General features: G+C 59.6%; 19 protein-coding genes. 7 read left to right on the plus strand and 12 right to left on the minus strand.

Features of this window, described 5'->3' with window-relative positions; translation table 11 throughout:
* Positions 1–150: 150 nt before the first annotated feature.
* The 5 genes from AC1PPK_RS06710 to AC1PPK_RS06730 all read right to left on the minus strand — a co-directional run bounded on the left by AC1PPK_RS06710 (position 151) and on the right by AC1PPK_RS06730 (position 5,810).
* Positions 151–2,145 (minus strand): hypothetical protein, encoded by a 1,995-nt coding sequence (locus tag AC1PPK_RS06710; protein WP_481117063.1) that lies wholly within the window; start codon positions 2,143–2,145, stop codon positions 151–153.
* 125 nt (positions 2,146–2,270) lie between these two features.
* Positions 2,271–2,885: a hypothetical protein gene (locus AC1PPK_RS06715; protein ID WP_481117064.1), complete on the minus strand. Its 615-nt coding sequence runs from the start codon at positions 2,883–2,885 to the stop codon at positions 2,271–2,273.
* A 390-nt stretch (positions 2,886–3,275) separates the two neighbouring features.
* On the minus strand, positions 3,276–3,761 hold the full coding sequence (locus AC1PPK_RS06720; protein WP_481117065.1) for a hypothetical protein: 486 nt from the start codon (positions 3,759–3,761) through the stop codon (positions 3,276–3,278).
* Positions 3,762–3,770: 9 nt separating this feature from the next.
* A complete protein-coding gene (locus AC1PPK_RS06725; protein WP_481117066.1) occupies positions 3,771–4,895 on the minus strand; it encodes a hypothetical protein in 1,125 nt (374 codons plus the stop codon).
* A 516-nt stretch (positions 4,896–5,411) separates the two neighbouring features.
* The gene (locus AC1PPK_RS06730) at positions 5,412–5,810 is read right to left on the minus strand and encodes a helix-turn-helix domain-containing protein (protein ID WP_481117067.1); all 399 of its coding nucleotides are present in this window, start codon (positions 5,808–5,810) and stop codon (positions 5,412–5,414) included.
* A gap of 72 nt (positions 5,811–5,882) precedes the next feature.
* Here AC1PPK_RS06730 and AC1PPK_RS06735 point away from each other — a divergent pair, with 72 nt between their 5' ends.
* From AC1PPK_RS06735 to AC1PPK_RS06755, 5 genes are all read left to right on the plus strand, one after another.
* A complete protein-coding gene (locus AC1PPK_RS06735) occupies positions 5,883–6,173 on the plus strand; it encodes a DNA-binding protein (protein WP_481118190.1) in 291 nt (96 codons plus the stop codon).
* A gap of 187 nt (positions 6,174–6,360) precedes the next feature.
* A complete protein-coding gene (locus AC1PPK_RS06740; RefSeq protein ID WP_481117068.1) occupies positions 6,361–7,347 on the plus strand; it encodes a PDDEXK family nuclease in 987 nt (328 codons plus the stop codon).
* 9 nt (positions 7,348–7,356) lie between these two features.
* Positions 7,357–9,495: a hypothetical protein gene (locus AC1PPK_RS06745; RefSeq protein WP_481117069.1), complete on the plus strand. Its 2,139-nt coding sequence runs from the start codon at positions 7,357–7,359 to the stop codon at positions 9,493–9,495.
* Complete coding sequence (locus AC1PPK_RS06750) at positions 9,492–10,943, plus strand: ATP-binding protein (RefSeq protein WP_481117070.1); 1,452 nt, start codon at positions 9,492–9,494, stop codon at positions 10,941–10,943. Before AC1PPK_RS06745 ends, AC1PPK_RS06750 begins: the two co-directional genes overlap by 4 nt.
* Positions 10,927–12,705, plus strand: coding sequence for a TnsD family Tn7-like transposition protein (locus tag AC1PPK_RS06755; RefSeq protein ID WP_481117071.1), 1,779 nt, complete (start codon positions 10,927–10,929; stop codon positions 12,703–12,705). The genes AC1PPK_RS06750 and AC1PPK_RS06755 overlap by 17 nt, the downstream gene beginning before the upstream one ends.
* Here AC1PPK_RS06755 and AC1PPK_RS06760 read toward each other — a convergent pair.
* Entirely contained in the window at positions 12,632–13,774 is a 1,143-nt protein-coding gene (locus AC1PPK_RS06760) for a TniQ family protein (protein ID WP_481117072.1), read from the minus strand. The genes AC1PPK_RS06755 and AC1PPK_RS06760 overlap by 74 nt on opposite strands.
* Positions 13,771–14,130, minus strand: a complete 360-nt coding sequence (locus tag AC1PPK_RS06765) for a helix-turn-helix domain-containing protein (protein WP_481117073.1) — start codon at positions 14,128–14,130, stop codon at positions 13,771–13,773. Before AC1PPK_RS06765 ends, AC1PPK_RS06760 begins: the two co-directional genes overlap by 4 nt.
* Positions 14,131–14,238: 108 nt before the next feature.
* Here AC1PPK_RS06765 and AC1PPK_RS06770 point away from each other — a divergent pair, with 108 nt between their 5' ends.
* Complete coding sequence (locus AC1PPK_RS06770; RefSeq protein WP_481117074.1) at positions 14,239–14,943, plus strand: hypothetical protein; 705 nt, start codon at positions 14,239–14,241, stop codon at positions 14,941–14,943.
* Positions 14,944–15,063: 120 nt separating this feature from the next.
* On the opposite strand, the gene AC1PPK_RS06775 is transcribed toward AC1PPK_RS06770, so the two are convergent.
* From AC1PPK_RS06775 to AC1PPK_RS06795, 5 genes are all read right to left on the minus strand, one after another.
* Positions 15,064–16,959: a heavy metal translocating P-type ATPase gene (locus AC1PPK_RS06775; protein WP_481117075.1), complete on the minus strand. Its 1,896-nt coding sequence runs from the start codon at positions 16,957–16,959 to the stop codon at positions 15,064–15,066.
* A gap of 26 nt (positions 16,960–16,985) precedes the next feature.
* Complete coding sequence (locus AC1PPK_RS06780; protein WP_481117076.1) at positions 16,986–20,225, minus strand: CusA/CzcA family heavy metal efflux RND transporter; 3,240 nt, start codon at positions 20,223–20,225, stop codon at positions 16,986–16,988.
* Positions 20,222–21,385 carry an efflux RND transporter periplasmic adaptor subunit gene (locus AC1PPK_RS06785; protein ID WP_481117077.1) on the minus strand — a complete coding sequence of 388 codons (1,164 nt, stop codon included), beginning with the start codon at positions 21,383–21,385 and terminating at the stop codon, positions 20,222–20,224. Before AC1PPK_RS06785 ends, AC1PPK_RS06780 begins: the two co-directional genes overlap by 4 nt.
* A complete protein-coding gene (locus tag AC1PPK_RS06790; protein ID WP_481117078.1) occupies positions 21,382–22,683 on the minus strand; it encodes a TolC family protein in 1,302 nt (433 codons plus the stop codon). The genes AC1PPK_RS06785 and AC1PPK_RS06790 overlap by 4 nt, the downstream gene beginning before the upstream one ends.
* Positions 22,684–22,778: 95 nt before the next feature.
* Positions 22,779–23,156: a hypothetical protein gene (locus AC1PPK_RS06795; protein ID WP_481117079.1), complete on the minus strand. Its 378-nt coding sequence runs from the start codon at positions 23,154–23,156 to the stop codon at positions 22,779–22,781.
* A gap of 106 nt (positions 23,157–23,262) precedes the next feature.
* Here AC1PPK_RS06795 and AC1PPK_RS06800 point away from each other — a divergent pair, with 106 nt between their 5' ends.
* A complete protein-coding gene (locus tag AC1PPK_RS06800; RefSeq protein WP_481118191.1) occupies positions 23,263–23,532 on the plus strand; it encodes a metal-sensing transcriptional repressor in 270 nt (89 codons plus the stop codon).
* Positions 23,533–23,682 lie beyond the last annotated feature (150 nt).

Here is a 23,682-nt window from a genome sequence, read left to right on the forward strand (position 1 = left end):
CGAGTGTCCTAACTCGTCGTCAGTCGCACCATTCCTTGGTTGGTGCATCGGCACGAGCTCTTCTCAAACTGCTGCGACCAGAGAAACCGCCGGATTTAGCGGTGATGCCTGCTGCTGGCGTCAGGTTATGCACCGCTCCCGCAGCGATCTCTAGCCCTCCGGGGGACTCGAACCATCGAGCCCGCCAGGCACGGCGACGCCAGTATCCCTGACAACTACCGCGTCCTGCTGAAAGAACGCGGCTGCCGCCGTGTCCGTGAAACGCCAATCCGGCCCGCCGCGTGCCCGAGCGTCATCAACGAAACGGCGAAGGCGAAACGCCTGGTCGGCGGACTCGATACCCTCGATCTTCTGGGCCAGGGCGGTAGCTCTCGCGTCGTCGATGTGGATCAGCGACGTGAGCAGATCAATGCTTTGGTTGCATTCGTAGTTCGCGCCCTTGGCCATCGAGAGGAAGTCAATGACGCGAGCGGGCGTGTCTGCATAGATCCGGTCGATCTCGGCAACCATGTCGATCAGGATGTGGTCCCAGGTGGAGAAGACGAACCCGGAGTCGTCGTCATCGTGAAGCAGCGAGAGCGCCATCGCGTCATGGTCAATGATGTGCGGGCTTTGGAACGCGTCCTTGCGGAGCGCGACACGCTTGCGCAATCCCGCGTCGAGATGCGAGTACCTCAGCGTCCGGATGCCATGTTCATCTAGCAGGGATGTGAGCCGGTTTTCTGCGGTTCGCAAGTCGCTCGTCGGCCCGAACCCAAAATATTTCAGGAACTCCTCCAGGGTTGGCGGAGCTTCTCCAGCGGCCGTCATGATGTCCTTCATGCGTGCGTAGTGACTTAGGTACGCATTGCGTGACCCGACCAGAACGTCACGGGCTTCGACGGGCAGGTTCTCGTAGGTCGCGACGAAGTCCTTCGCCTTGAGCCCGTGACTGGCCATTTCGTTGAGGTAGAACGATGGCACCACGATCTCGAAATTGTGTTCCTCGCAGAGCATGCGCAGCTTCTCAGCGGCGATGCCAAATCTTGATCTCACGCAGCGGAAGGCCAGCCCGCACAGCATGGGCATCGCCACACTGGCGTCGAGCACCATCGTGATAGCGGTTCGCCGTCCAAAGGCCCGATAAATATCGAAGGTGTTGGTCGAGAAGATCCGGTCGATGGCTTTGCCGTACTGGTCGAATCTGGCGATGCCGGTCTTGGAGAGGTCATCATAAAGCTCGGACTTCTTGCTCTTTAGCTCCTTTTCGGCGACGAACGCTGCCAGTGCATCCGCGTGGACGCTCCGCTCTTCGAGAGGCTTGTCCCGCACAATCAGCTCCAGGGCAAGCGCCAGCAGCCTCTGGGCGTCATCGGCCTTCAAGCCGTACTTGCGCTCCAAGAGCTTGAGGTCTGCCGACGCGGACTGGAGGTACTCTTCCTCCGCAGCCTTGGCCTTTTCTAACTCTTGAGCTGACAGTGACAACTGGCCGTTGACATCGACGATTCGGCCGTCGGCTCGCATGCGTCCGATGGACTGCGTGATGTCGTCGACCACCGCCGGGTAAGGCAACAGCAACGCCACAGCCGCTATCGCGCGGTCTTTAGATGTTGGCCCGTTCTTCAGCATCCATGCGGTGACATTGGCCTCGACGATATTGACTCGCAGTTCCTTGGCCTCGGGAGAAAACATCAAGAGCGTGCTGAGTGCGATCTCCTTCGCTGTCGCCTGCAGCTTTCCGTCGACGCTCATGCCGAGCAGTTCGTAGGCCCGATGGATGACGCCGGACTGGGATAGGGTCGTGCTGATGGCATTGAGGTCGTAGATGGTGACGACCACATCGCCGCGGTTTACATGCTTCTTGGTCTGGAACTCCGTCTGCTCTACCGGCGAGATCGGGCGGTTCGTGATGTAGATGAAATGGCTCTTGCCCGCGCTCTTGGTCAGCCTAGACTCGTCGTTCACCTTCGTCAGCCAGTCCTTACGGACGCTCAGCTGGATGCGCAAGTCCTTGAGCGAGCAGGTGACGTCGCGGCCCCCATCCCCCGTGCCATCGACGACACTCAGATCCTTGTAGCCATGCACACTAAGGAATAGCAGGGCAATGTCGTAGAAGCCCTTTTCCTCCCGCGTCTGAATTGCGCGCTTCAACGTTGGAACGATCATTGATCAGCCTTTTTTTGTACCGTCTTAGCTACTTGGAAGTGGAGGAGGCTAAGGTCGATGCCTGAGACAGGCAGGATGCCTCCATGCTTCCACATCATCGATCTTTGCTTTAACTGATCCTGATATCAAGACCGGCATCGTCGAATCGTGACTAAAAGCTCGGCTAGCTCATTTGCCGGGTAGCCAAAGATAGTGCGGCTTCCGATCTTAGGGTTGTCTGATCGAACTGAAAACGCATCGTTTTGCAGCGTGAACTTCGTGTCGTACCCGACGAAAAACCGTTCCGCATCTTCCTCGATCAGGAAATCTTGACGCTCTCCCCGCCATGACAAGCAGAGCGCTATGCTGTCACATGCATCCAGTACCCAGGCGTCGCCATCCTCTGTGGAGAAGAGGACGCACTGATTGAGGGCAACTGCATGGCTTCGGCCTGACGCTGCCAAGCCCAGGATGTAATCGACTTCCTTCTGAAAATTCACGCGTGCCGGCGCGACAAGATCTGCTTGGACAGTTTCGCCGGCTGCTACGCGCTGTGCCGACATTCTCTGGCACCACGTGACATGCCCCCAGTGGTTGAAGCCATGAGCCCGCGCAATGCGGTCCTGAGCCTCTGCCAACTTGATGTTCTGGACGCGCTTGGCTTTTTTCGCAGCCTGCTTGAGTTTTTCGACAAAGATGTCTGACGCGGGAAAGAACCGCATGATGATCTCCTCATCCAATGCGGAAAGCACGGTGCCCACAGCCGAGTCCGCAGAATGGGATCTCATGAAGGTGATGATCGTCCTGTCCAGGTTCGCCGAGGTGGGCAGCAGGCGTCGATCAACGCCTGAGGAATTCTACCTCACAAAAAGACAAGAAGAGGCCTGTCTGCGTCTTGCAGGGCTTATGCTGAACTTGCCCCGCTCCGGCTTCAGGCGCTCATCTAAGCAGTGCAAGCCAGCTTCAACCCACTAGGGCTGCCGAGTCATCAGTTAGCCGTCGCCTTTGGGGTAGGAGGAGCCTGTCCGAAAACGATTGCACCTCAGCCAGTGCAGCCTGGAAGCCGGCTGTTCCAGGCTGGGAGCGGCCTCTGGCGTTAATGAGCGACATGCCGTAATAACGCCAACTCCAATGAGTACCAAATTTCCAAATTACGCAGCTTCGCCGGTACCGTAGCCAGGTGAATTCAAACGCTCTTCCACGTCGTACGTGAAATCCAGGTCCTGCTGAATCGGCTCTTCGTCGGGGTGCTTACTGTTCCAGATCATCTCATCGATCTTCAGGTGCACTGCATCCCCGACCATTTGCTGCCGGCGGTCAGCGAGGGACCACAGCATCTGCGGGCGAGTCGCATCCTCCATATCAACCCACAGCACCATCTGCCTGCCATCGCGCGTTCTGTTGCGCAGCGCATGGTTTGCGCGATAGGACAAGCCCGTCTTGGGATCAACACGATATTCGGCACGTGCGGCATCGGCCAATTGGGCTGCGAATAGCTCACGCGCGGTCTTTGGCTTCGGAAGTATGGCTCCCTGGCTGATCGCCCAGTCGGCAACTTTTTCCATGTCGACGACCTTCTCTCCAGTTTCCTGCTTGTACCGATTGATCAGTGCTTGCAACTGCTGATTTTTGGTCATGCTGCTTCCTTAGCTTAAGCCCACGGGAGCGACATCGCCCCAGCCATCCACAACCGCACTGGGCAATACGCGATCGCGAATCTTCGCCAGATGAGACCGGAACAGATCATACCTGCCCGTTTTGAATTGAATCTGTCCAGCCACGAGGGCCGGGTGCACGCCGAGCACCTTCGCCAGTCCCAGAAAGTCACGCTCCGGAAAGATGGGCGCTTTGCGTTTGATGAAACTGTCAATGCGTGCGTTAGGTGCACAAAATTCAGATGCGGCCGCATTGGCCAACTTCTCTTCTTCGTCGATGACATCCCCATTGAGATCAACATCGAGCGAGGGCTCCGCCTTGCCGTGCCCGAGCAAAACGTGTTCCAGTTCGTGGCGAAGCACAAACCAGAAGTTGTCCATTCGATCGTACCTCATTGTCATGCCGATGACGGGCGAGTGCTCGTCCAGCCAAAGGCAGACGCCGTCGATTTTGGACGACTTGAGCGCCTCCACGACGACAAATCGGATACCGCACTCCTGCAAGATGCGTGGCACATGCCGTGCCTCTTCGGGAGCACTGAGCAAGGCCCGGAGCCTAGGGAGTGCGGCGCGTGCAGCGGACTCCCGATACTTGGGTACCAGTAGCTCTTTGGCGATCTGTCGAACCCGGTACAGCCAAGCCAGCTGCGCCGCCGACGCTTGTTCGCCAGCAGAGGTTTTCTTGGCCGCATGCGGCGTGCGTGCGATCTGGCTCGGGTTTTGACCGTCGAAAAATGCGCAGAGTGCCTGATCTACGGCATCCAAGTCGCGGATGTTATCGGCCTTGATCCATTGGCGCTTGATCAGCTCGGCCACAGGCAGTTCGGCGAACACCCTGGCCCGTTCGGCGCGCACCGGATTGGGAATTGTGACGATGCGTGCTTTGGCTAAATCAAGGTTGCGCTGAAGCTCAAGAAACCGCTCTGCGGGTATGCCAAACACTTCCTCCAGAGAGATCGCCACCTCCGGTGTGACTGCCTTCTTGCTGGAGATCAGCTTACTGATGCCCGTTTCTTCGACTTCAAGCACAGCGGCAAGGATGCGGTTGTTCCACCCGCGTTCGGTAAGCAGCGCCTCGATGAGCTGACCAGGGGTGCGGTATAGGGTCTTTTCCATTTGTTTGCGATGCTACTTAAACTTGCACCAAATCGCAAACTCAAATTTCGAAAAAAGATGCAGCGATGCCTGCGCGACATGATCGGCCGGCACGTTAGGGTGCCTAAGCCGTCAAGTCCGCTTTTGCGAAGCGGTCATTCACGAAGTGCAGCGTCACCTTCTGCTCCGACCGAGTTGCGGCCATCTCGGCACGCAGGGCCCGACCAACGGGTGTAACAGTCCGTGGGCCAAGAGACGGCTTGGCGCGGCAACGCATAATTCGCCAGCCTGGGATGCGAACGGATCGACCGGCACGGCTTTAAGACCAAGACCAAGGCCTGTCTGGCGGTGTTCCCTGGATTGAAGGTTGCTGCAACCTACGCCGCCATTCAACCCACCATTCGGAAGCATCTTCCAGCTTGGCCACCATTCCCCAGTTCAGAAAAAGGGATGTGATTGACGCAATCGGCGCTGTATCCGGTTTGACCGCCACAACCGCGGTCCAGTAGGTCGGGGGTGGGTTTGTTTGCGGTGTCTTTAATCGTTTGGGTAGATCGCGAGAGGCCGAGAGGCCTGCAATGTGGCGAAGGAATCGTAGAAGCGCCAGGCTAAGTCAAGGCTTGCCTCAAGGGATAGCTTTTCTTGCTTGGCTTTTGCTTGGCGCTGTACTTCGGCGAATGCGACCTTGAAGCGTTCCCGGTCGATGCCGGAGGGTGATGCTCGAAAGCCCGTGAGCACGTACCGCACGTCGATTCCGATCGCCTCCATTGCTGCCAGGGTCTCTGCGGCGGGTGAGCTGCGTCCGCTTTCATACTTGACGATGCTGAGCCGAACGCCCCCTATCAGGTCGGCCAGAGCTTGCTGGCTGAGACGGAGGCGTTGCCGTTCCTCAAACAACCGCTCTCCGATTTGTTGACGGATTTCGAGGTTTCTCATATTCTGAGATCAGTATATTTATAGAAACTATTGACCGTCAATAGTTATTTTCATTCAATTTTGATCAAACCCATGTCAATAGCGCCAAGCCAGTCCGCACTGGATGCCGTCAAGCGGCAGTTCTATGAGGAAGGGGTGTCAGTCGTGGATTGGGCCCGTCAGCGTGGGTTTGATGTTCATTTGGTCTACAGCGTGCTGTCGGGGCGCAGCCGAGCGAGCCGCGGAGAAAGCCATCGAATTGCCGTGGCCCTTGGCCTCAAGTCGTCAAGGCCGCCCTCGCTGGCGATAGGTGGAGCGGACACCGTGATGCCGCCGCCGGAGGGTTTGGCTGCGGCAACGGCAGGTGGCGGGAGGCATTCATGACGATCTGATGCCCCGCACAAACAAAAACGCCGCGGGCTGGCAGGCCGGCGGCGTTTCGTACCGAGGAAGACCCTCAGATTTCTTTCTTACGGTGGTTGAAATCTACTCGCGCCTCCAGTGTGCGTCAAGGGCCTTCCTTTCCCTATCGAGTTTTCAGGCCGGCGATCCCGGTCGGAAAGGAACTGGCATGCCCAAAGCCATCAAACTGACCCTGGCGCGCCTGTATGAAATCCTGCGTCGTCAGGATCCACCCCAATGGGGCAAGCAGTACGACCCCGCGATTCGCGCTACGCGGGAGGAAGCCCCCTCCAGGAGTCGGCCAGCACAAGTCTGGTCGGAACGCTTGGACCGCTACTGCCATACCTTGTCTCTGGTCGAGCAAAAGGTCCTGTTGCTGGCGCTGTTCAATCCGCTGCTCTTTGAACTCCAGGAGCAACGGATGCTCGCCACGGAATCAAAGCCACATCCGCTGGCAGGCCACAGTCTGGCCACGGGTCTTGAACTACCGGGTCTGCGCGGCACGATTGATGTGTGCGAGCGCCTGGACATGATCGATCGGCTCCCGTGGATTTTCATTGACCACCCGGATGGTACCGACCGGGTTCCTGTGCCAGCGCCTTTCATAGGCGATTTCCTGTTGTTCCTGATGGACGATCATGGCCCCTATTGCGTGAACTGGACGGTCAAGGCTTCGGAGGAGGAGTTTCAGCGTCGCCCGCTGGGTCGCCGCCCGGCCCGCCGTGCCGAGGTGCAGGAGGCGGCGGTACGTGCCCGGCACGCCATCGAGGAACGCTACTACCTGGACGCGGGCATCCCCACCGTCCGCATCGTGGACTCCGATATCCCTGAGCTGTTTGCGCAGAACCTCCGAAGCCTGATCTTGGTGCAACACCGCGCCGCTGGGGTCGATGCCGCGATCTACGCAGAGGTCTGTGATCGCTTGCGAGCGTCGTTGCAAACGGAACAGCCCCCTCTCGAAATCCTGCTCTCCGTCATGCATCGACACGACCTGGACTTGGAGACCGCCAAAGCCCTGTTTTTCCAGGCGCTTTGGCGACGCGACGTACGCCCGGAGTTGATGGAGGAGGTCATCTTCGTTGACCGCCCATTGCGGCCGGAGCGCCAGGATCCGCTCCAGGTCTACGCGAACTGGTTTGCGCGGCTGCAGGCATGAGGAGCGGCCATGCGAACCGGTACTCAGTTATGTGCCCCTGAGGGCTTTGAGGCCCTTTGCAAGGGCGTACGGTATCACCTGCTCCGCAGCGACCCGGCCCGACAGCGCGTTTTGCTGGTGGAGTTCCAGCGCAAACGTCAACGCAGTGGTGAAGGCCAAAGGAGTAGTGCCGACATCGGCTCCAAAGGGGGCGCATCCGAGGGGCATTCGGGTGTCTCTGATCAGGGCGCGGGTGGAACATATGCCAGCTACCGGCCTGTTCTCCACTTCCTGTCTCGACATCGTTTCGAGCAGGCCCTGGAGCGGGGGCTGATTTTCGCGTGCGAAACCCAGGACGAGCTTCCCCCTTGGCTATCCGGCGTGACCGTCGTAGAACTCCAGGCGTACGCAGAACTACGGGTAGGCCAGAAGCGCAGCCACGCTGCGCGTATCGACCAGATTTTGGTGCATCTATGGCCGCTGGTGCAGAACCTGGACCAGATTCTGGGTGCCGAGTCTCCCGACACCCTCATCAATGCGCACGCGAGAGCGTGCAAGCCGCCACAGCATGAAACGCGCTTTCGGACGGCGTTCTATGCCTACGTGTGCTTCGGTTGCAGTCGGTGGGCCCTGCACTATCCGGTGCATCACATTGGTCATTGGGATCGGATGGGGCGCGAGCGGAAGTTTGGCCGTCCATCAAGGCTGAAGGGCGCCCACCATGGCCACGGTTCCAACGACCAGGAGATGATTGATCGGATTCTGGAGGGGTACCGCAAGTATGCCGGCCCAGGGCAGCACCTGCGCACGATCTATCGGCGGACCCTGCGCACCGTGTTCGGCTGTGTGGTGCAAACCGACCCCCAGGGTAGAAAGTCCTTCGTACACCCCGCCGGCAGGGCCTTTCCAACCTTTGGTCAGTTCGCCTACCGGGTCGGCCAAGCCTTTCCGCTGGAGGTGCGCCAAGTCTATAAGTATGGCCATACCCGGGTCAGGACCCGGTTACAGCATTCGCTCGGTCGCTTTGCCGAGAGCGTGGGCAACCTCATGGAACGGACCGAGCAGGATGCCTATTGTTGTGATCAGGTGGCCAAAGGTTACCTGCCAGGCAGCCACCAGCCGACACTCTGGGTTGTGCGCACGCGCTGCATCGCATCCGGGATGATTGTCGGGATTGGGTTCTCCATAGGGGGAGAGGCGGCGTCAGCGTATCGCCAGGCCAAGTTCTGCGAAGCCATCGATAAGGTGAAGTACTGCAGCTTGTTCGGCGTGCTGGTCAAGGAGGGTGACTGGCCGAGCCTCGGGGTGTCACCCCATGTAATCCATGACCGAGGTCCTGGCGCTACAGCCAAAGCCGAATCGACCGATCCTGTTCTACGACCCGTCATCAAGGAGTCGGCGCCCAGTTACGCGGGGCAATCCAAGGCGTCCATCGAGACCACCCACCCGAAGGCGGTCAAGCTCGAAGGTAAACCCCACTATGTGGAGACGCGTCTCTCGATAGCCCAATTGGCGGCCCAGGAGATCATCAGGACGATCGCCGACAACCACAGTATCGATGTGACGGACCGGCTCAACAACGATGCAGTCGAAGTCGGTGTGTTTCCGACCCCTGTTGCTTTCTGGAACTACCTGGATCGCCGAGGACGCAACCACGCCGTCTCAATGCGCTTCGAAGAGGCCGTCCGGGCATACCTGACACCCATTGAGCTGACCGTTCAGGACGACGCGGTGTACTTCAAGGAAATGCGCTTTGACTCCGCCGCGCTACAACGGTCGGGCGCGTTGCAGAAGGCACACACCTGCGGAACGTATCGGCTGGGTGGCTACATGTTGGATATCTGCGTGCGCCACCTGTGGGTGGAGGTGGGAGCGGATCTGGTCGAGGTGGATGCGATGCTGGCCATCCGGGATGGGGAGGAACAACTCTACATCTCGGTGGTGGAGCTGGAGCAGCTTGAGCGCCTGCGGCGCGACGGGAAACTGGAGCTCCAATCCCACCGGCTTGCTGCGCGAGCCGAGTACGAGGCTGCATTCGAGCTGCATGCAGGGCAGGCGTTCGACCAGGGGGTCGTCAAGGGGGGAAGGAACAAGAGATCGAAGGCCGCCTCAGTGGAAGAGCGCAGGCAGATCATGCAATACCTGCGAGCGGAAGGAGGAAAGCGATGAGTGCTGCTTCAACTGCAAACGGGTGGCTGCATTGGTTTGATCGGCTGGATACCGACGATGCGATTCGGAAGGCGGCATACCGCGCGGTGACGCCGGTCAAAGGTCTACAGGCCTTGCCCGTTGAGAGGGCCTGCAGCGCTTTGGACGCAGCATGGAGCGAGGTCTTCGTCCCCGGACCTCGCCACATCGAAATCTTGCGCATGCTGGTGGACCAAGCGAAGGAATACTCCTTGTCGGTGTATCCGACGCTGAGGGATTACAACCGGCGGCGCAGCGGCGAGATCGAGACCGTTCGGGAGCCCTACCCGATTCGCTGCCTGACGGGGCTGGCCGGTGTCAGCAAGTCTTCCCTCATGCAGGCACTCGTCCGTATCTGCCAGGTCACCCCAGATAGCCAATTCGTTACGGACTCGCAGCGGCTGACGGTCCATCCGGCTCGACGCATTTCCATACAGGCGCATCTCTCGGTGCGGGCGCTGCTCAAGAGCCTCGCGAATCCTGTGGCGGTCGCCGGTCGCACGATGGGCGATGTGAGTGTCCTGCTCGCACATGTCCGGGACTGGTTTCAGGCGACGGGTACTGCGCTGCTCATCGTCGATGAGATGCAGTTCTACACGCAAAGCGGCAAGGCAAGCACCAAGACGGCGCAGCTCATCATGACCCTGGCGAGTCCTGGCATTCCGCTTGTCTATGCGGCCAACTACTCCTTGGTCAAGAAGCTGCTCGAACGTCCCCATGAGGAGAAAGATCGTCTTCTCGCGCATCCGATCGTGCTTGAGCCACCGGATGCTGACTCGGAGATTTGGCGCACGGTGGTGGGTGAGTACCTTGCTGTTGCACCCGAGCACTTTTATCTGGAGGTGTCTGCTCACGCCCACGAGCTGCACCGGCTGACCGCCGGATTGTTCCGGATCTTGCGGCAACTGCTGCTGGAGGCCTATCGGGTGGCCGTCGGGCGGAGAGCGCGCGCCGTCACCATGGATGACGTCAGGCAGGCCTATCGTAGCGCTGCATTCAGTAGTCATCGCAAGGATGTGGAGGACTTGGCGTCTCTGGCCGTGTCCGGCTTGATTGCCCAGCAGCGTGCCGATCTGGTGTGCCCCTTTGCACCGGTCAGAGGGCTCCAGCGACCGATGCTCCATGGCCGAGTAGCCGGTAATGTCGAAACCGGCACCATCCCCCCGGTGGCGATGCTGGAAAGCACCCTGAGTATCGACGCCCAGAAGACCCTCCGGGCATTACGTCAGGCAGCCGACCATCCGCTACGGTCGAACGATGCGGCCAAGGTGACGCCCTTGCCCCGTCGTTCCACCATATCCGCTCAGACCTTGCGCGAAGGTGCAGAGCTGTTGAGGGGTACCTTGGCCAAGCCTAAACCGTCCTCTGCCAAGAGGGCGTCACCCTCCAGCGAACCCCCAACGGGACGGGATCGTGTCGAGACAAGCTGAGATTTTCGAGTCGAAGGTTGGCCTGGCGCCATTGCCTGACGAGACGCTGTTCAGCTGGTGCAGCCGCTACCACCGGCTGGCCGCCAATGGACTTGATCGCACGACTTGTCTCCAACTCTTCGGGCATGCGTGCATTGGCTCGGCTCATGACTTTCCGGGCCGGATCGATGCGCTGGTGGCTCGAAGCAAAGGATCCTTGGGAAGCGCAGAGCAAGTTATCCGGGATCGGACGTTGTTGCCTTTCTACTGGCCTTTCAAGCCTTCTGATCTGGCAAGGCAATCCGTGGCAGCCATGAGGGGTAATGGCATTGCGCATCTGAAATACCGGATGGGTCTGCTGACCAGTGGGCTCGGAGCTGCGCATCCCTTGAAGACCTGTCCTGAATGTATGCAGGCCGATCTGGAGGGGCACGGTTGGGCGTACTGGCGCCGGGCCCATCAGCTCCCCGGTGTGTGGGTGTGTCCCAGCCACGGCATTCCTTTGCGGGTATCCCATCTGAAGCTGGATCAGGTGGCGCGATTTGCCTGGGCGCTCCCTGTGTCTGCCTGTGGCCAAGAGGTCGTGTTTCTGGACCACGCTGCTGGCAAATCTACCCAAGGCGGCTGGTTGCGCCGGCTGGCAGCCCAGGGCCTCGCGCTCGTAGGCATGAGCCCGGGGCGCTTTGCAGACCCCGTTCGGATTGCTCAGGCTTTCCGGTTTCGCATGGAGGGTATCGGAATGCTCCACGCTAGCGGCCGTGTCCGCTGGCGCGAGGTCGAGCCTCGGTTGCTCCAGTTGGCAACGAACCTGGCTTGTCTTCCTGAGGCGCGTCAGGATGCCGACCTGGGTTTGCTTCAAGGACAACTCGCCCGTCTTCTGTCTGCACGCTCCCTGGCACATCCTCTGCGATATCTGACTTGGATCACCGCTTGGTTTGACGGGATCGACGATTTCGAACAAGCCTACGAGAGCAGCGGGATGGCCACAGACCAAGCATGTGCAACCGCAGCTTCCCGTCGGGCGACCTGCGATGCGGCGACCCAGGGGCAGGTTCCGGAGGAGATCCTGACGTCCCTTCGGGACGGCAACCTTAGTATGACTGCGGCTGCGCGGCAGTTGGGGGTCAGCTATGCGACGCTCGCAGCATGGGCATGTCGTGTCGCGATTGAGCCGCCAAGACGGCCCAAGAAACTTGATGCCCCGTCGTGGAGCCTGGCTCTTGGAATGCTCAGGAATGGCGCCGAGAAGCAGGCGGTTGCAGACGCTGCCAAGGTGTCGGTACTGACCGTGACCAGGATTCTGCGCACGGTTCCAGGGCTTCAGGAGGAATGGCATCGCGTTCGTCAAGAAAGTCGCCGGATGGCGGCCAGGGCCGCCTGGGCGAAGGTGGCAGCGCTAAACCTTCATCTTGGCGTCAAGAGGCTCCGGCGGCTTGAGCCGGCTGCTTACGCATGGCTCTACCGCAACGACCACGATTGGCTCAAGGCATCGCTTGAGCGTGTGGTAACCGTTCACGGAGCGAATCACGCCGCTGTGCGGATGGAGCGATCGGATGCGCGGATGGCCGATGCGCTGCGCAGCGTCGCTCTGTCCTGCAGCAGGGAAGCACCGCGACGGTTGTTTGACGAGTTGAAACGGGCACTCCCTGCACTACGCAAGGCCATCCACAGCCCGGAGCAATGGCCTCTGACCGTTGAGGCGCTGACGGTCAGCCTACGTTGTCATAGGCCCGCGCATCCGCTTCTGGATCCAGCAGGTGCAGATGAGCAAGCCGAGCGGTGAGCGTGTCGGGCGACCTCAGCTCTTGGGCTGCGCTAAACCTGTTTCGCAGCAGACTCTCAACGTCCTCCATGCCGGCACCAAACGTTCTGCAGGCCTGTTGGAGCCCAGCTCCTGCAAGAAAGGCGCCGAGAGCCTGGGTGGCGGCATCGACTGCATTGCCGTGGGCGGCAATCCGCCGATTTGTCAGGTCCAAGGTGGTCAACGCCTCTTCTGCACTGTCGAACAGTACGGTAAGAATGGCTGCGCAAGCCAGGGCTGGGTAAGCGACGTGCCGATCAATGCAGGCACCGTCGATCTTCCTGATGTATGTCAGTGCCTGCTTGGATGCCACCTCCGGCATATGCCGCTTCAGCCAGCTTTGCGGGAAGTGCTCCAGGATCAGATCGCTGGTGACAGGGCGCTTTCCCACTTCTCCTATCCGCAAGTCGAGGGCGTGGCAGCGTTCGCGAACAGCGTCGCTCCAGGCCCGCACGTGAACGGGCTCTGGTCGGTGAAGCCATCCGAGCAAGATGCCCTGCAGACGGTGAATCGCAGACGACGCCAGTTCGCTCTGAAGGTCGATCTCGGAGACGGTCAGGTGACTAAGGGCGGGCTGGCGCTTGGGCTCCGATATCACCGATTCCTCCGCCAGGATGCCAAGGGGGATATGGTGGGTTGGACACCAGTCGATGCCATTGATCTGGTGTCGCCGCCGCCAGTAGGCAAAACCATGGTCGCCATGGTCAATCTGGGCGCATCTCGGGCACCACCGGCGCCCGCCCGCAGAGGCACCGAGGCCGTAGATATAAGCCAAATGCCGTCGATGGTTTGCCTCACGCTCGGAGCCCGCGTGAGGGGACACCGGGTACAGAACGGGGATCATCGAGTGCTTGGCCGTGAAGTCAGCTATGCGTGCGCCGCAAGCTTGGGCGACCAGCCAAAGGGCAGGGACATTGTCATCGCTCGGGAACGCCTTCCTGATCGACTGGGTGGCCCAGGTGATGGACGGGATTGCGTTGAGGCGTGCAAATCGGCCAAGCACGCCGATGGCCAGTTCGTCGTCGAGGGGAATCGGCAGATTTTGAATCACGACGTACTCCGGTCTTGCAGCGGGGGCGTTTTGAACAAACCGAGGCTTCGAATGACGGTAGCCAGCGCCCGGGCATGTGCGGGCGTTCCATCCCAGACATCCTTCAGCGCATCCATCAGCTCATCATTGCCTGCAACGGCTTCGCGAGATACGCCGCCGACGGCCAGTGATACATAAGTGCATAAATCTAGGGCGAGCTTTGATGAGGCGGATGTCCTGCCGGACAAGATCCGGCTGATCTGAGACTGGCTGGCACCGATGGCTTTGGATATCTCTTCTTGGGTGATGCAGAACTTCTTGATACGAAGAGCAGCCAATGCGATGGCGGCGTCGGGTGCGGATGTCGGCATATGCATAAAAATGCATTAATGCATGATGGTTCGTCAACGTAAGTCTAGTGGCGGACTGGCGTTGGCGCGGAACGGCATGGGTGGCTATCGAGCGGATAACAACGGAGACGACTGATGAAGAATCGACATTTCGAACTGCTACGCACAAAGATGCGGGATTTTCACCGCCACCATCCGTGGCGACTGCGCGACGGGCTGTTCATTCCCCACGCCTACACGGAGCCACGTTCACTCTCGTCCTGGGACGATGTTGGCTTCATCTTGAACGGACGTCGCGTGATGGTCTGGTGGCAGCATCCGCGTTCCAAGTTCAGCGATGAGATCGCCAAGCGGGCACAGCAGGAGGCGGGGGTGATGCCGGATGAGCCGCTGTTCCGTGACGAGGAAAGATTCGGGAAACGCGTCGGCCGTTCGAGAAAGCAGGTCGTGGTGCACAGGACCCAATGGTGCTCGGAAGCGCTGAGAGCGTACTTCGACCGAGTCAATGCGATTGAGCAGCGATTGTGGCTCGAAGGGATCGACTACACCGTTGGTGTGAGTATGACGATGAGGCGTTACCGCTGGGGAGTCGGGATGGAGTTGTGTGCCCCTCTGGAAGTATGTGGTGTGGATGGCGTTCGCCGCCTTGCCTCTCTGGCAAGGCGGTTCGCCAAGCGGGAAGTGACGGTCGAGGAGGCTTTTCCGGGCTATCGGTACGACCGAGATATGTGGCTGAACGAGGCCCGAGATCGAGACCGCTCCGTGAGGCTACTGAATCAAATGACCGCCAGTGAGCAGAGCCTTCTGCAGGTCGGTACGTTATTAGGTTGTACATCGTGAAGCAGCCAAACTGCCATGCCCATTTTCCGGATACACACCATCAAGGGCATGGCCATGACTGATCTGGGGCGTACTCAGGCTCCCCTCTGACGGCAACTATACGGGGAACTGCTCGAGCGTTTACGCACCGCGAATGCGAACCCGTAGCAGTTTGACTGAATTGATGAAGACCAGAACATCAGGTCCTAAGTGGATGATGGCCGCTTCGATAGGGCCGATCCATCCCAGGAGCGCAGCAGTGATACCCAGGATGTGCACGACACCAACGCCTACGAAGAGATTTTCCTGGATGGTGCGATAGGCACGGCGGGCAATAGCCCTCGCCGCCGCGATCTTTTCGAGGTCATCCGTCATCAATGCGATGTCCGCCGCTTCGAGCGCAGCCTGACTACCGCTGCCACCCATTGCAATGCCTACGTTGGCACGTGCGAGCGCAGGTGCATCATTGATCCCGTCACCAACCATCGCCACCCGGTATCCTTGTGCCGTCAAATCTCCGATCGCCTTGACCTTGTCCTCGGGCATCAGGTTCGCTTGAACTTCATCGACACCCGCATCGCGGGCGACGGCCTGGGCCGTGGCTTGGTTATCCCCGGTCAGCATCACAATACGCTTGATGCCTGTGGCCCTCAGTTCGGCCAGCGTCTCGCGAACGCCTGGGCGCAAGGCGTCCGCAATGAAGATCACGCCAGTAAATACGCCGTCAATAGCTATGTGCACCGGAGTACGGCCACCGTCTTCTATAGTCGAGTTGAGCGCCACGCCGTTCTCCTGGAGCAGGTCCGCGTTCCCGACCAGGATGATCCGTCCTTCGACCGTCGCTTTGACGCCGCGTCCCGGGAACTGCTGAAAACTGTCGGGTTCGGAGATCACGGCACCTTGCTGGACGGCTGCTTCAACGACCGCCTTGGCCAGCGGATGCGCTGAGCGTCGGTCGGCAGCCGCTGCCAAGCGCAGCAATTCCTTTTCATCAGTCTCGGAATTGTTCGGCTGCACCCGCACGACTCGTGGTCGATTGGCGGTCAGTGTTCCTGTCTTGTCAAAGACCATGACATCGACCTTGGCAAGCGCTTCAAGATAAATGCCTCCCTTGATCAAGATGCCTGTACGAGCGGCGCGGGCGATAGCCGCGATCATGACGAGCGGTGTAGCCAGCCCCAACTCCGCAGGGGACGTGAAGATCAGCAAGGTGACGATGGTGCGAACATCGTGCGTCACCGCGTAAACGCCGATCAGGAACACCAGCACAACAGGGATGAGCCATGCAGCGACCTTGTCAGCGAGTTTCTGGATTGGCGCCTGTTCCGACTCGGCGCTTTCGACGAGGGCAATGATCCGTGAAAACGTCGTGTCGCTGCCGAGTCTCTCGGTGCGGATATCCAGGGCTCCGGAATCCAGCAGTGTCCCGGCGAACACTTGGGAGTCGATGCCTTTCTCCTTGGGAATGCTCTCACCGGTGATGGGCGCTTCGTTGACCGCGCCTTGTCCGCCAACAACCCGGCCGTCGACCGGAATTTTCTCTCCAGGACGGACCAGAACAATGTCGCCCGCCTTGAGCTCACTGATGGTGACATGCTGATCGCCACTGCTTTTACGCACCAAGGCAACTTGCGGCACGGAGCCGATCAGGGCCTTGATGGATGCGCGGGCCCGATCCGTATTGAGATCCGCGATGAACTCGGCAATCAGAATGATGACCATCAGAACGGCACCCGCGACCGTCTCACCACCAAATACGGCAACCAATGTCGCGATCGTGACGAAGAGTTCCGTGCCGATCTTCCGTTCCCAGAACAGGTCCTGCAGGCCGGCTTTTACCAACGGATACAGACCCAGTGCCACTGCTGCCCACAGTAACTCAATGGGCGCTAGACCTTGCCAGAACAGCAAGGCGACCAAGCCAGTCACAACAATACGGGCGACCTCGGACCAGCGCTCATGGGTCATCAAACCCGAAAAACTTGGCCAGCCGGAAACTTCTTTTCCGGGTGGCGAATACGTCGTTGCCTTATCCATTCCATTTCACTCCCAGGTTTGGGCCTTCAACTGGCTTGTTCAACTTGATCGCTTAGAGGTTGATGGCGCCGGGCGTTTCGCCGCAGAACCATCCCGGCAAACGCCGGCAGGACAAACAAGGTCAGGATGGTCGCGGTCACCAGACCACCGATGACGACGGTCGCCAAGGGTCTCTGGACTTCTGCCCCGGTGCCGGTCGCGATGGCCATCGGGACAAAGCCCAATGAAGCGACACTGGCCGTCATCAACACCGGCCGTACGCGCTCCATGGCGCCATGGATGACAGCACTGTCCGGATCACTCCCGCTGGCCAGATGCTTCTTGATAGCCGCAATCAGTACGAGACCGTTCAGCACGGCAACCCCGGATACCGCGATGAAGCCCACGGCCGCCGAAATGGAGAAGGGAATACCTCGGGCCAGCAAGGCGAATACACCACCCGCAAGCGCCAGAGGTATGGCGGTCATCACTGCAGCGGTCAGCAAGGCATTACCGATCGCCATATAGAGCGCGGCTGCGATCAGGATGAAGCAGGCGGGAACAATCACGGCCAGACGCTTGGTTGCCGCCTGCAGGTTCTGGAACTGCCCCCCCCATTCGATCCATGCTCCGGACGGCAGTTTGACCTCGTTTGCAATGGCCACCTGCGCATCGTCCACGTAACTTCCCAGGTCACGGCCGACGACGTTCGCCTCGATGTAGACTCGCCGCTTGCCATTGTCCCGGCTGACTTCGTTCAACCCCTGGGTGAATCGGAACTCGACGAGTTGGCGTAGCGGCACCGAGGCACGGGCCTTTCCTTCCACGGCAGGCAGCATCACCGGCAGGGCTCCCAACGCATCCAGGTTGTTGCGTTCGTTACCTGGAAGGCGGATCACGATATCGAAGCGGCGATCACCCTCGAACACCTGGCCAGCCGAGCGCCCCGCCAAAGCAGTTGCCACCGTATCTGCGACTTCCTTGATGGAGAGACCATACTGTGCGATGGCTGCCCGATTGAACGCGATGTCGAAGGTGGGAAAGCCACTCGTTTGTGCGACCCGCACATCGGAGGCCCCAGGCGTCTTACGCAGTACAGCTGCGATACGCTGGGCGGTGACGGAAAGTTGGTCCAGGTCATCGCCGTAGAGCTTCACTGCCACATCACTGCGCACACCACCGATGAGCTCGTTGAAGCGCATTTCAATGGGCTGAGTCACATCGTAGTTGTTTCCGACCAGTGACGCTGTCTTCTCGCGAATGCGTTCAATAACCTGCTCCTTGGTCGTGACACCTTCCGGCCATTCATCCTTGGGTTTGAGAATGATGTAGTTATCGGACGCGTTTGGAGGCATCGGGTCGGCGGCCAGGCTTGCCGTCCCCGCTTTTGAATAGACTGTTTTGACCTCCGGCAAGCTCAGTACAGCGCGCTCCAGTGGAAGATCAATGGCAACCGACTGCTCAATTGACGTAGAGGGGATCCGGACCGATGACAAATTCAGATTTTGTTCATCGAGGGTTGGCATGAACTCCCGGCCGACAAAGGCGAATGCAACGACGCCAACGACCAAGACACCCAGCCCAGCAATGATGAACGGAACAGGTTTGACGACCGCACGACGCAACCAGGGCTCATAGCGCTGTTTGACCGTCATAATCGCCTTCACCTCTTTCTCGACCAACGGACCGCTCATCAATACGGCGATCATGGCGGGGACGAAAGTCAGCGAAAGAACAAAGGCGGAGGCCAGCGCCAGCATGAGAGTGATGACCATCGGCGAGAACATCTTGCCTTCGACCCCCTGAAAGGTCAGGCAAGGCAGGAACACCAGGAAGATCACGAGTTGGCCGAAGATGGTCGGCCGCAACATTTCCCGCGAAGAGGCGATGACCTCATCCAGTCGTTCGCTGAGAGTCAGATTTCGACGGAGGTGGTGCTGCCGCTCGGCCAGGCGACGCAAAGCATTTTCGACGATGATCACGGCGCCATCGACAATCAACCCGAAGTCCAGAGCGCCCAGACTCATCAGATTGCCCGAGATGCGCAAGGAGTTCATTCCGATCGCACTCATCAACAGCGATAGCGGGATGACCAACCCTGTGATCACGGCCGCGCGCCAGTTCCCCAGCATATAAAAGAGAATGGCAACGACAAGCAACGCGCCTTCGGTCAGGTTGCGAGCGACGGTTTCGATTGTCGCCACGACGAGCTGGGAACGGTCCAGCGTCGGCACGATGACAATGCCTTCGGGAAGGGTCTTGGAGATGTGCTGCAATTTGTCGACGACGGCTTGAGCAACCGTGCGGCTATTGGCACCAACAAGCATCAGGGCACTGCCGACCACGGTCTCGTAGCCATCCCGGCTGGCTGCGCCGGTCCGCAACTCGCCTCCCACGGTGACCTTGGCCACTTGGCCAACCGTGACAGGCACCCCGTGCCGATTGGCGACAACCGCGCGGGTAATCTCATCCACGGTACGGATCCGTCCGTCGGCCCGGACAAGATAAGATTCCCCCGCACGACGGATATAGTTGGCCCCAACCGAAACGTTGGCTTCCTCAAGTGCCTTGACCAACTCCGGGTAGGAAATGCCATACGAAGCCAGCTTGGCAGCATCTGGCTCGACCACATATTCCTTGACGTATCCGCCCAGCGAATCTACGTCGGCAACTCCTGGCGTGGTACGCAGTTGTGGTCTCACAACCCAGTCCTGGACCGTACGCAGATAAGCAAGCCGGGATAACTCGTCGGTCAGTCGCTCCCCTTGTTCCGTGAGAAAGCTGCCGTCGCTTTGCCATCCTGCTTGCCCATCCTTGCGCGGCGCCCCTTTCCCTTCTGGATGCGCGTATTCGACGCTGTAGTGGACAACCTCGCCCAACCCGGTCGATACAGGGCCCATCTGCGGCTGGGCCCCATCAGGCAAATCTGGAAGTGCCCGCGCGAGGCGTTCCGTGACCTGCTGACGCATGAAATAGAGATCCGCATCTTCCTTGAAGATGGCCGTGACCTGGCTGAAGCCATTGCGGGAGAAGGAACGTGTGTACTCAACCCCGTTCAGCCCCGCCAAAGCCGTCTCAATCGGATAAGTCACGCGCTTCTCGACCTCGACGGGGCTCAGGGTCGGCACGACGGTGTTGATTTGTACCTGCTTGTTCGTAATGTCGGGGGTGACGTCGATAGGCAGCAGATTGAGTTGCCAGGCGCCGATAGCGGCGACCACGGCGGTCAGGACAAGGATCAGCCAGCGCAAGCGGACCGATCCAGTCAGGATTCCATCGATCATCATTCCTCCTTCGCGCTCTTGATCATGTCGGCCTTGATCAGAAAGGCATTTCGGGTGGCGACAGGGATACCGGCTTCGACACCGGAGACAATTTGTGCCATTCCGCCGCTGCGGTTGCCTACCAGAACAGGCTGCGGTCGGAAACCTTCCTGCGTCCGTACAAACAGCACGTCCCGTCCATCAACGTTCTGAACGGCATCCTCCGGAACGGCAAAGCCACCGCCGCTCCCTTTGCCATGCAGTCGAACCTGAACGCCTTCGCCAATGACCAAGCTCCGGTCTGAAGTGATGGGCGTTAGGACGACGGTTGCAGCCCTTGTGGCGCCACTGACGGTCGGCGTAATGGAATGGACGACAGCATCGATTGGCGCGCCGCGGGCCAGCAGGATGGACGCCTTGTCACCGACGGTAATGCGCCCGCTATCGGCCGCGGTCACCGCGGCTTCGATCTGCACCGCACCGTAGCCCGCCACGCGGAAAAGTTCGGCCTGTGGCTGGATATAGCTGCCGAGCATGGCGCTTGCCGCCGTCACCTTGCCGCCAATCGGGCTGACGACAGCGACCGAGCGTCCGTCTTCAGTAAGATGGGCTGCACGAGCGACTGAGGAGGCGCGTTGCACTTCAGCTTCTGCGACCGCCAGGGCCGACTGCGCAGCTTCCATTTCTTGACGGGGGGTAACCCCTTGCTCGAACAAGCCGGCTTCCCGGGTATAGGCCTTGCGGGCAAGCTCGGCTTTGGCAATGGCGACGCGGCGGTCACTGAACATCGTGGCCGCCTCTTGGCTATCGACCACAGCCAACACGTCACCGGCCTTGACCGTATCACCCAGCCGTCGATTGACTCGGGTGAGGGTGCCCGCAGCACGGGCAACCACGGTCGCCTCTGCATTGGGAAGTGCAGTCACTGTCGCCGGGGCCAGAACGTCGGCAACAATGCTTCCGGCCAGCACAGGCTCGACCACGATATTGGCGGCGGTGAGGTACTCGGCGGGGATCTTGATTTCCGGGGTTCCCGGTTCGGCAGCGACCACAGGTGCCGCTGTCGGCGGGGAGACATCCTTTGGCTTTACCATCCATGCAGCGCCAAACCCAAGCAGAGCTGCAAAGCTGGCTGCGGTGCCGACGACACGCCAAGTGGTTGGCAGAGGTTTTTGTTCTGTCATTTCAAATCTCCAAAGGCGATACGTCCATCGACGATTGACAGCAAGGCAAGTGCACGGACACGCGCCAAGCGAGCATCGATGGTGAGGAGTCTTGCGTCGGTCAAGGCGCGACGAATGGTTAGCACTTCAAGCAGGGAAGTCTTACCCGCGTCGTAGCCGATGCGTCCGAGCCGGTAGGCTTCGGCGGCAGTGCTTTCTCCCTGCAAAGCAGCTTCGACACGCTGCTCGGCTGCCTCCAGTTGCGCTGTGGCTGCACGCCGCGCAGCTGCAGCCTCAAGGCGTGCGGCTTCCAGACGGGCATCGGCAGCCATGACGCGCTCACGCGCCGCTGCGATGCCATTACGGTTGCGGTCGAACACTGGGATGGCTGCAGAGATACCGACGACCAGTGCGTTGTCGTTGGTCCAGCCGAATTTGCGCATGCCGGCACTCAAGCCGATATCTGGAATCCAGCGCTTTTCTTCGACACCGACCTGTGCCGCCAAGGCTTGGCGTTCCGCCATCGCGCTGACCACGGCAGGCGCCTCCACCGGATTCTCATGGGCGTCGAGGCGATAGGTCGTCGCTTTGGCAAGGAACGGATGTTCGATGGCGGTGTAGGCCTCCTTGATGCCGCCCAAGGTAGAGAGATGCTCCAGCGCCTCGGTTGTATCCGCTATTGCCGCCTGTACCGCGGCTTGCGCCGCTGCGACACTGGATTGGGCCTGGACGACACGCAACTCAGCCTCTCTGCCTGTTTTAACCAACGCCTGGGCAATGCGTAAATCATCCTTGGCCCGGACGAACTCCTCTGCAGCCAGTCCCTTACGCACCTGCATGGCCTCTGCGGTCGCATAGGCCACTGCCAACTGTGCCGAAAAGGTGATTTGTGCCTGGTGACTGCGCGCCTGTGCAGCCGCAAAACTCTGATCTCCAGCTTCGATGCGGGCGCCGCGTTTGCCACCGATCTCGACAGGCTGCGTTATGGAATAGGTGTCCTGGCGCTGGCTACCCCCGTCGCTTTGTGGCCCGCCGATATTTTCGTAGACAGCATTGAGGCTCGGATTTAGCCAAGCGCGTGCTTGACGTGCCTCGGCGCCAGCAGCACGAACATTGGCAGCTTGTTCGAGCAACACCGGGGCACTCGCCAGCGACTGATTGAGTAGGTCGGCGTAGCGCGGCGCACTGGCAGCCGACGCCGACGGTGCAGTCAAGGTGATGAAGAGGGATAGGACCAGCGTACTAACGCCGCATCCGTAGGAAATGCCGGACAGCCCGCCGCGGCAAGCGACGGCCGTCCGCCTGTGCATGTGTTGCATGAAACCCCCTGCGTAATTGACATGAAAATGGCAATCTGGCGGGGCATCACCGCTCTATCGATGCAGATAGTGCGGTTGACCGATGCTTGCCCGCCTCAGGCGGGCATGTGAGGGGGACGCAAAGGTGGTCTGATCGTGCGGGATACGAGCGTCTCGTGCTTGAAAAGAGGGGGCGCCCGAGGAAAATCGATGGATGAAACCCCCGCCGACGCCGGAATCAAGGCATAGATCCCGAATCCATGGTCGTAGTTGAGGAGATGTTGCGTTGATACTGGAGTGTCGTCTTCGTGAGCATCATCGCCATCATCATCATCGTGATGATGCGCCACATGATCAACATGCTCGGAAAAGTGCTTGAAAGAAAAAGAACCCCCCTGACTTCCCTGAAGCGCATGCACGAAGCCGAACGCCGCGGAGGCGCTCACTTGAAGCGGCAGTACGATGGCCAACAGGATCAGAAAGACTTTTTTCATGTCCGGGTGCATGTTGCACGGTATCGAAAGTGTGCCGTGGTCCGAGATACTGCACAGCTTACGTTTCAGCTATTATATCCTCCCCCCCAGGATTTTAGGGATCAAAATGTCTACACATAGTTCTCATCCCGCCGTCGTCAAGCGATTGAGAAGGGCCGAGGGGCACCTGAGAAGCATCACCGCCATGCTGGAAGATGGCCGCTCTTGTGTCGAAATTGCCCAGCAGCTTCAGGCCGTCGAGAGTGCCATCCACATGGCCAAGAAGGCGCTGGTGCACGATCACATCGATCACTGCCTCGAGGATGCGCTGCAGCTGGGGAGCCAGGACGCCACAAAGAGCATTGAAGAGTTCAAGGCGATCACCCGATTTCTATAGCTCGGCCTCTTCAAGTCTTCGTGATTCAAGCGACCTCTTGCTTGCGTCGATTACTAGCCGGCTGCGACTCTGGGTGGATCGGTTCGACCGTCGGTAACAGCCTCGTGATTCTCGCGTCTGAAGCGAAAAGGGGAGGTGCCGAGTCGCTGC

This window comes from Zoogloea sp. JDB1 (assembly GCF_056724025.1).

What these genes read in the sequence shown, in the direction of transcription:
- AC1PPK_RS06795 (WP_481117079.1), bottom strand. Translation starts at nt 23,156, where the DNA reads ATGAAAAAAGTCTTTCTGATCCTGTTGGCCATCGTACTGCCGCTTCAA.
- AC1PPK_RS06710 (WP_481117063.1), bottom strand. Translation starts at nt 2,145, where the DNA reads ATGATCGTTCCAACGTTGAAGCGCGCAATTCAGACGCGGGAGGAAAAG.
- AC1PPK_RS06770 (WP_481117074.1), top strand. Translation starts at nt 14,239, where the DNA reads ATGAAGAATCGACATTTCGAACTGCTACGCACAAAGATGCGGGATTTT.
- AC1PPK_RS06750 (WP_481117070.1), top strand. Translation starts at nt 9,492, where the DNA reads ATGAGTGCTGCTTCAACTGCAAACGGGTGGCTGCATTGGTTTGATCGG.
- AC1PPK_RS06775 (WP_481117075.1), bottom strand. Translation starts at nt 16,959, where the DNA reads ATGGATAAGGCAACGACGTATTCGCCACCCGGAAAAGAAGTTTCCGGC.
- AC1PPK_RS06745 (WP_481117069.1), top strand. Translation starts at nt 7,357, where the DNA reads ATGCGAACCGGTACTCAGTTATGTGCCCCTGAGGGCTTTGAGGCCCTT.
- AC1PPK_RS06740 (WP_481117068.1), top strand. Translation starts at nt 6,361, where the DNA reads ATGCCCAAAGCCATCAAACTGACCCTGGCGCGCCTGTATGAAATCCTG.
- AC1PPK_RS06730 (WP_481117067.1), bottom strand. Translation starts at nt 5,810, where the DNA reads ATGAGAAACCTCGAAATCCGTCAACAAATCGGAGAGCGGTTGTTTGAG.
- AC1PPK_RS06800 (WP_481118191.1), top strand. Translation starts at nt 23,263, where the DNA reads ATGTCTACACATAGTTCTCATCCCGCCGTCGTCAAGCGATTGAGAAGG.
- AC1PPK_RS06785 (WP_481117077.1), bottom strand. Translation starts at nt 21,385, where the DNA reads ATGACAGAACAAAAACCTCTGCCAACCACTTGGCGTGTCGTCGGCACC.
- AC1PPK_RS06725 (WP_481117066.1), bottom strand. Translation starts at nt 4,895, where the DNA reads ATGGAAAAGACCCTATACCGCACCCCTGGTCAGCTCATCGAGGCGCTG.
- AC1PPK_RS06735 (WP_481118190.1), top strand. Translation starts at nt 5,883, where the DNA reads ATGTCAATAGCGCCAAGCCAGTCCGCACTGGATGCCGTCAAGCGGCAG.
- AC1PPK_RS06720 (WP_481117065.1), bottom strand. Translation starts at nt 3,761, where the DNA reads ATGACCAAAAATCAGCAGTTGCAAGCACTGATCAATCGGTACAAGCAG.
- AC1PPK_RS06790 (WP_481117078.1), bottom strand. Translation starts at nt 22,683, where the DNA reads ATGCAACACATGCACAGGCGGACGGCCGTCGCTTGCCGCGGCGGGCTG.
- AC1PPK_RS06780 (WP_481117076.1), bottom strand. Translation starts at nt 20,225, where the DNA reads ATGATGATCGATGGAATCCTGACTGGATCGGTCCGCTTGCGCTGGCTG.
- AC1PPK_RS06765 (WP_481117073.1), bottom strand. Translation starts at nt 14,130, where the DNA reads ATGCATATGCCGACATCCGCACCCGACGCCGCCATCGCATTGGCTGCT.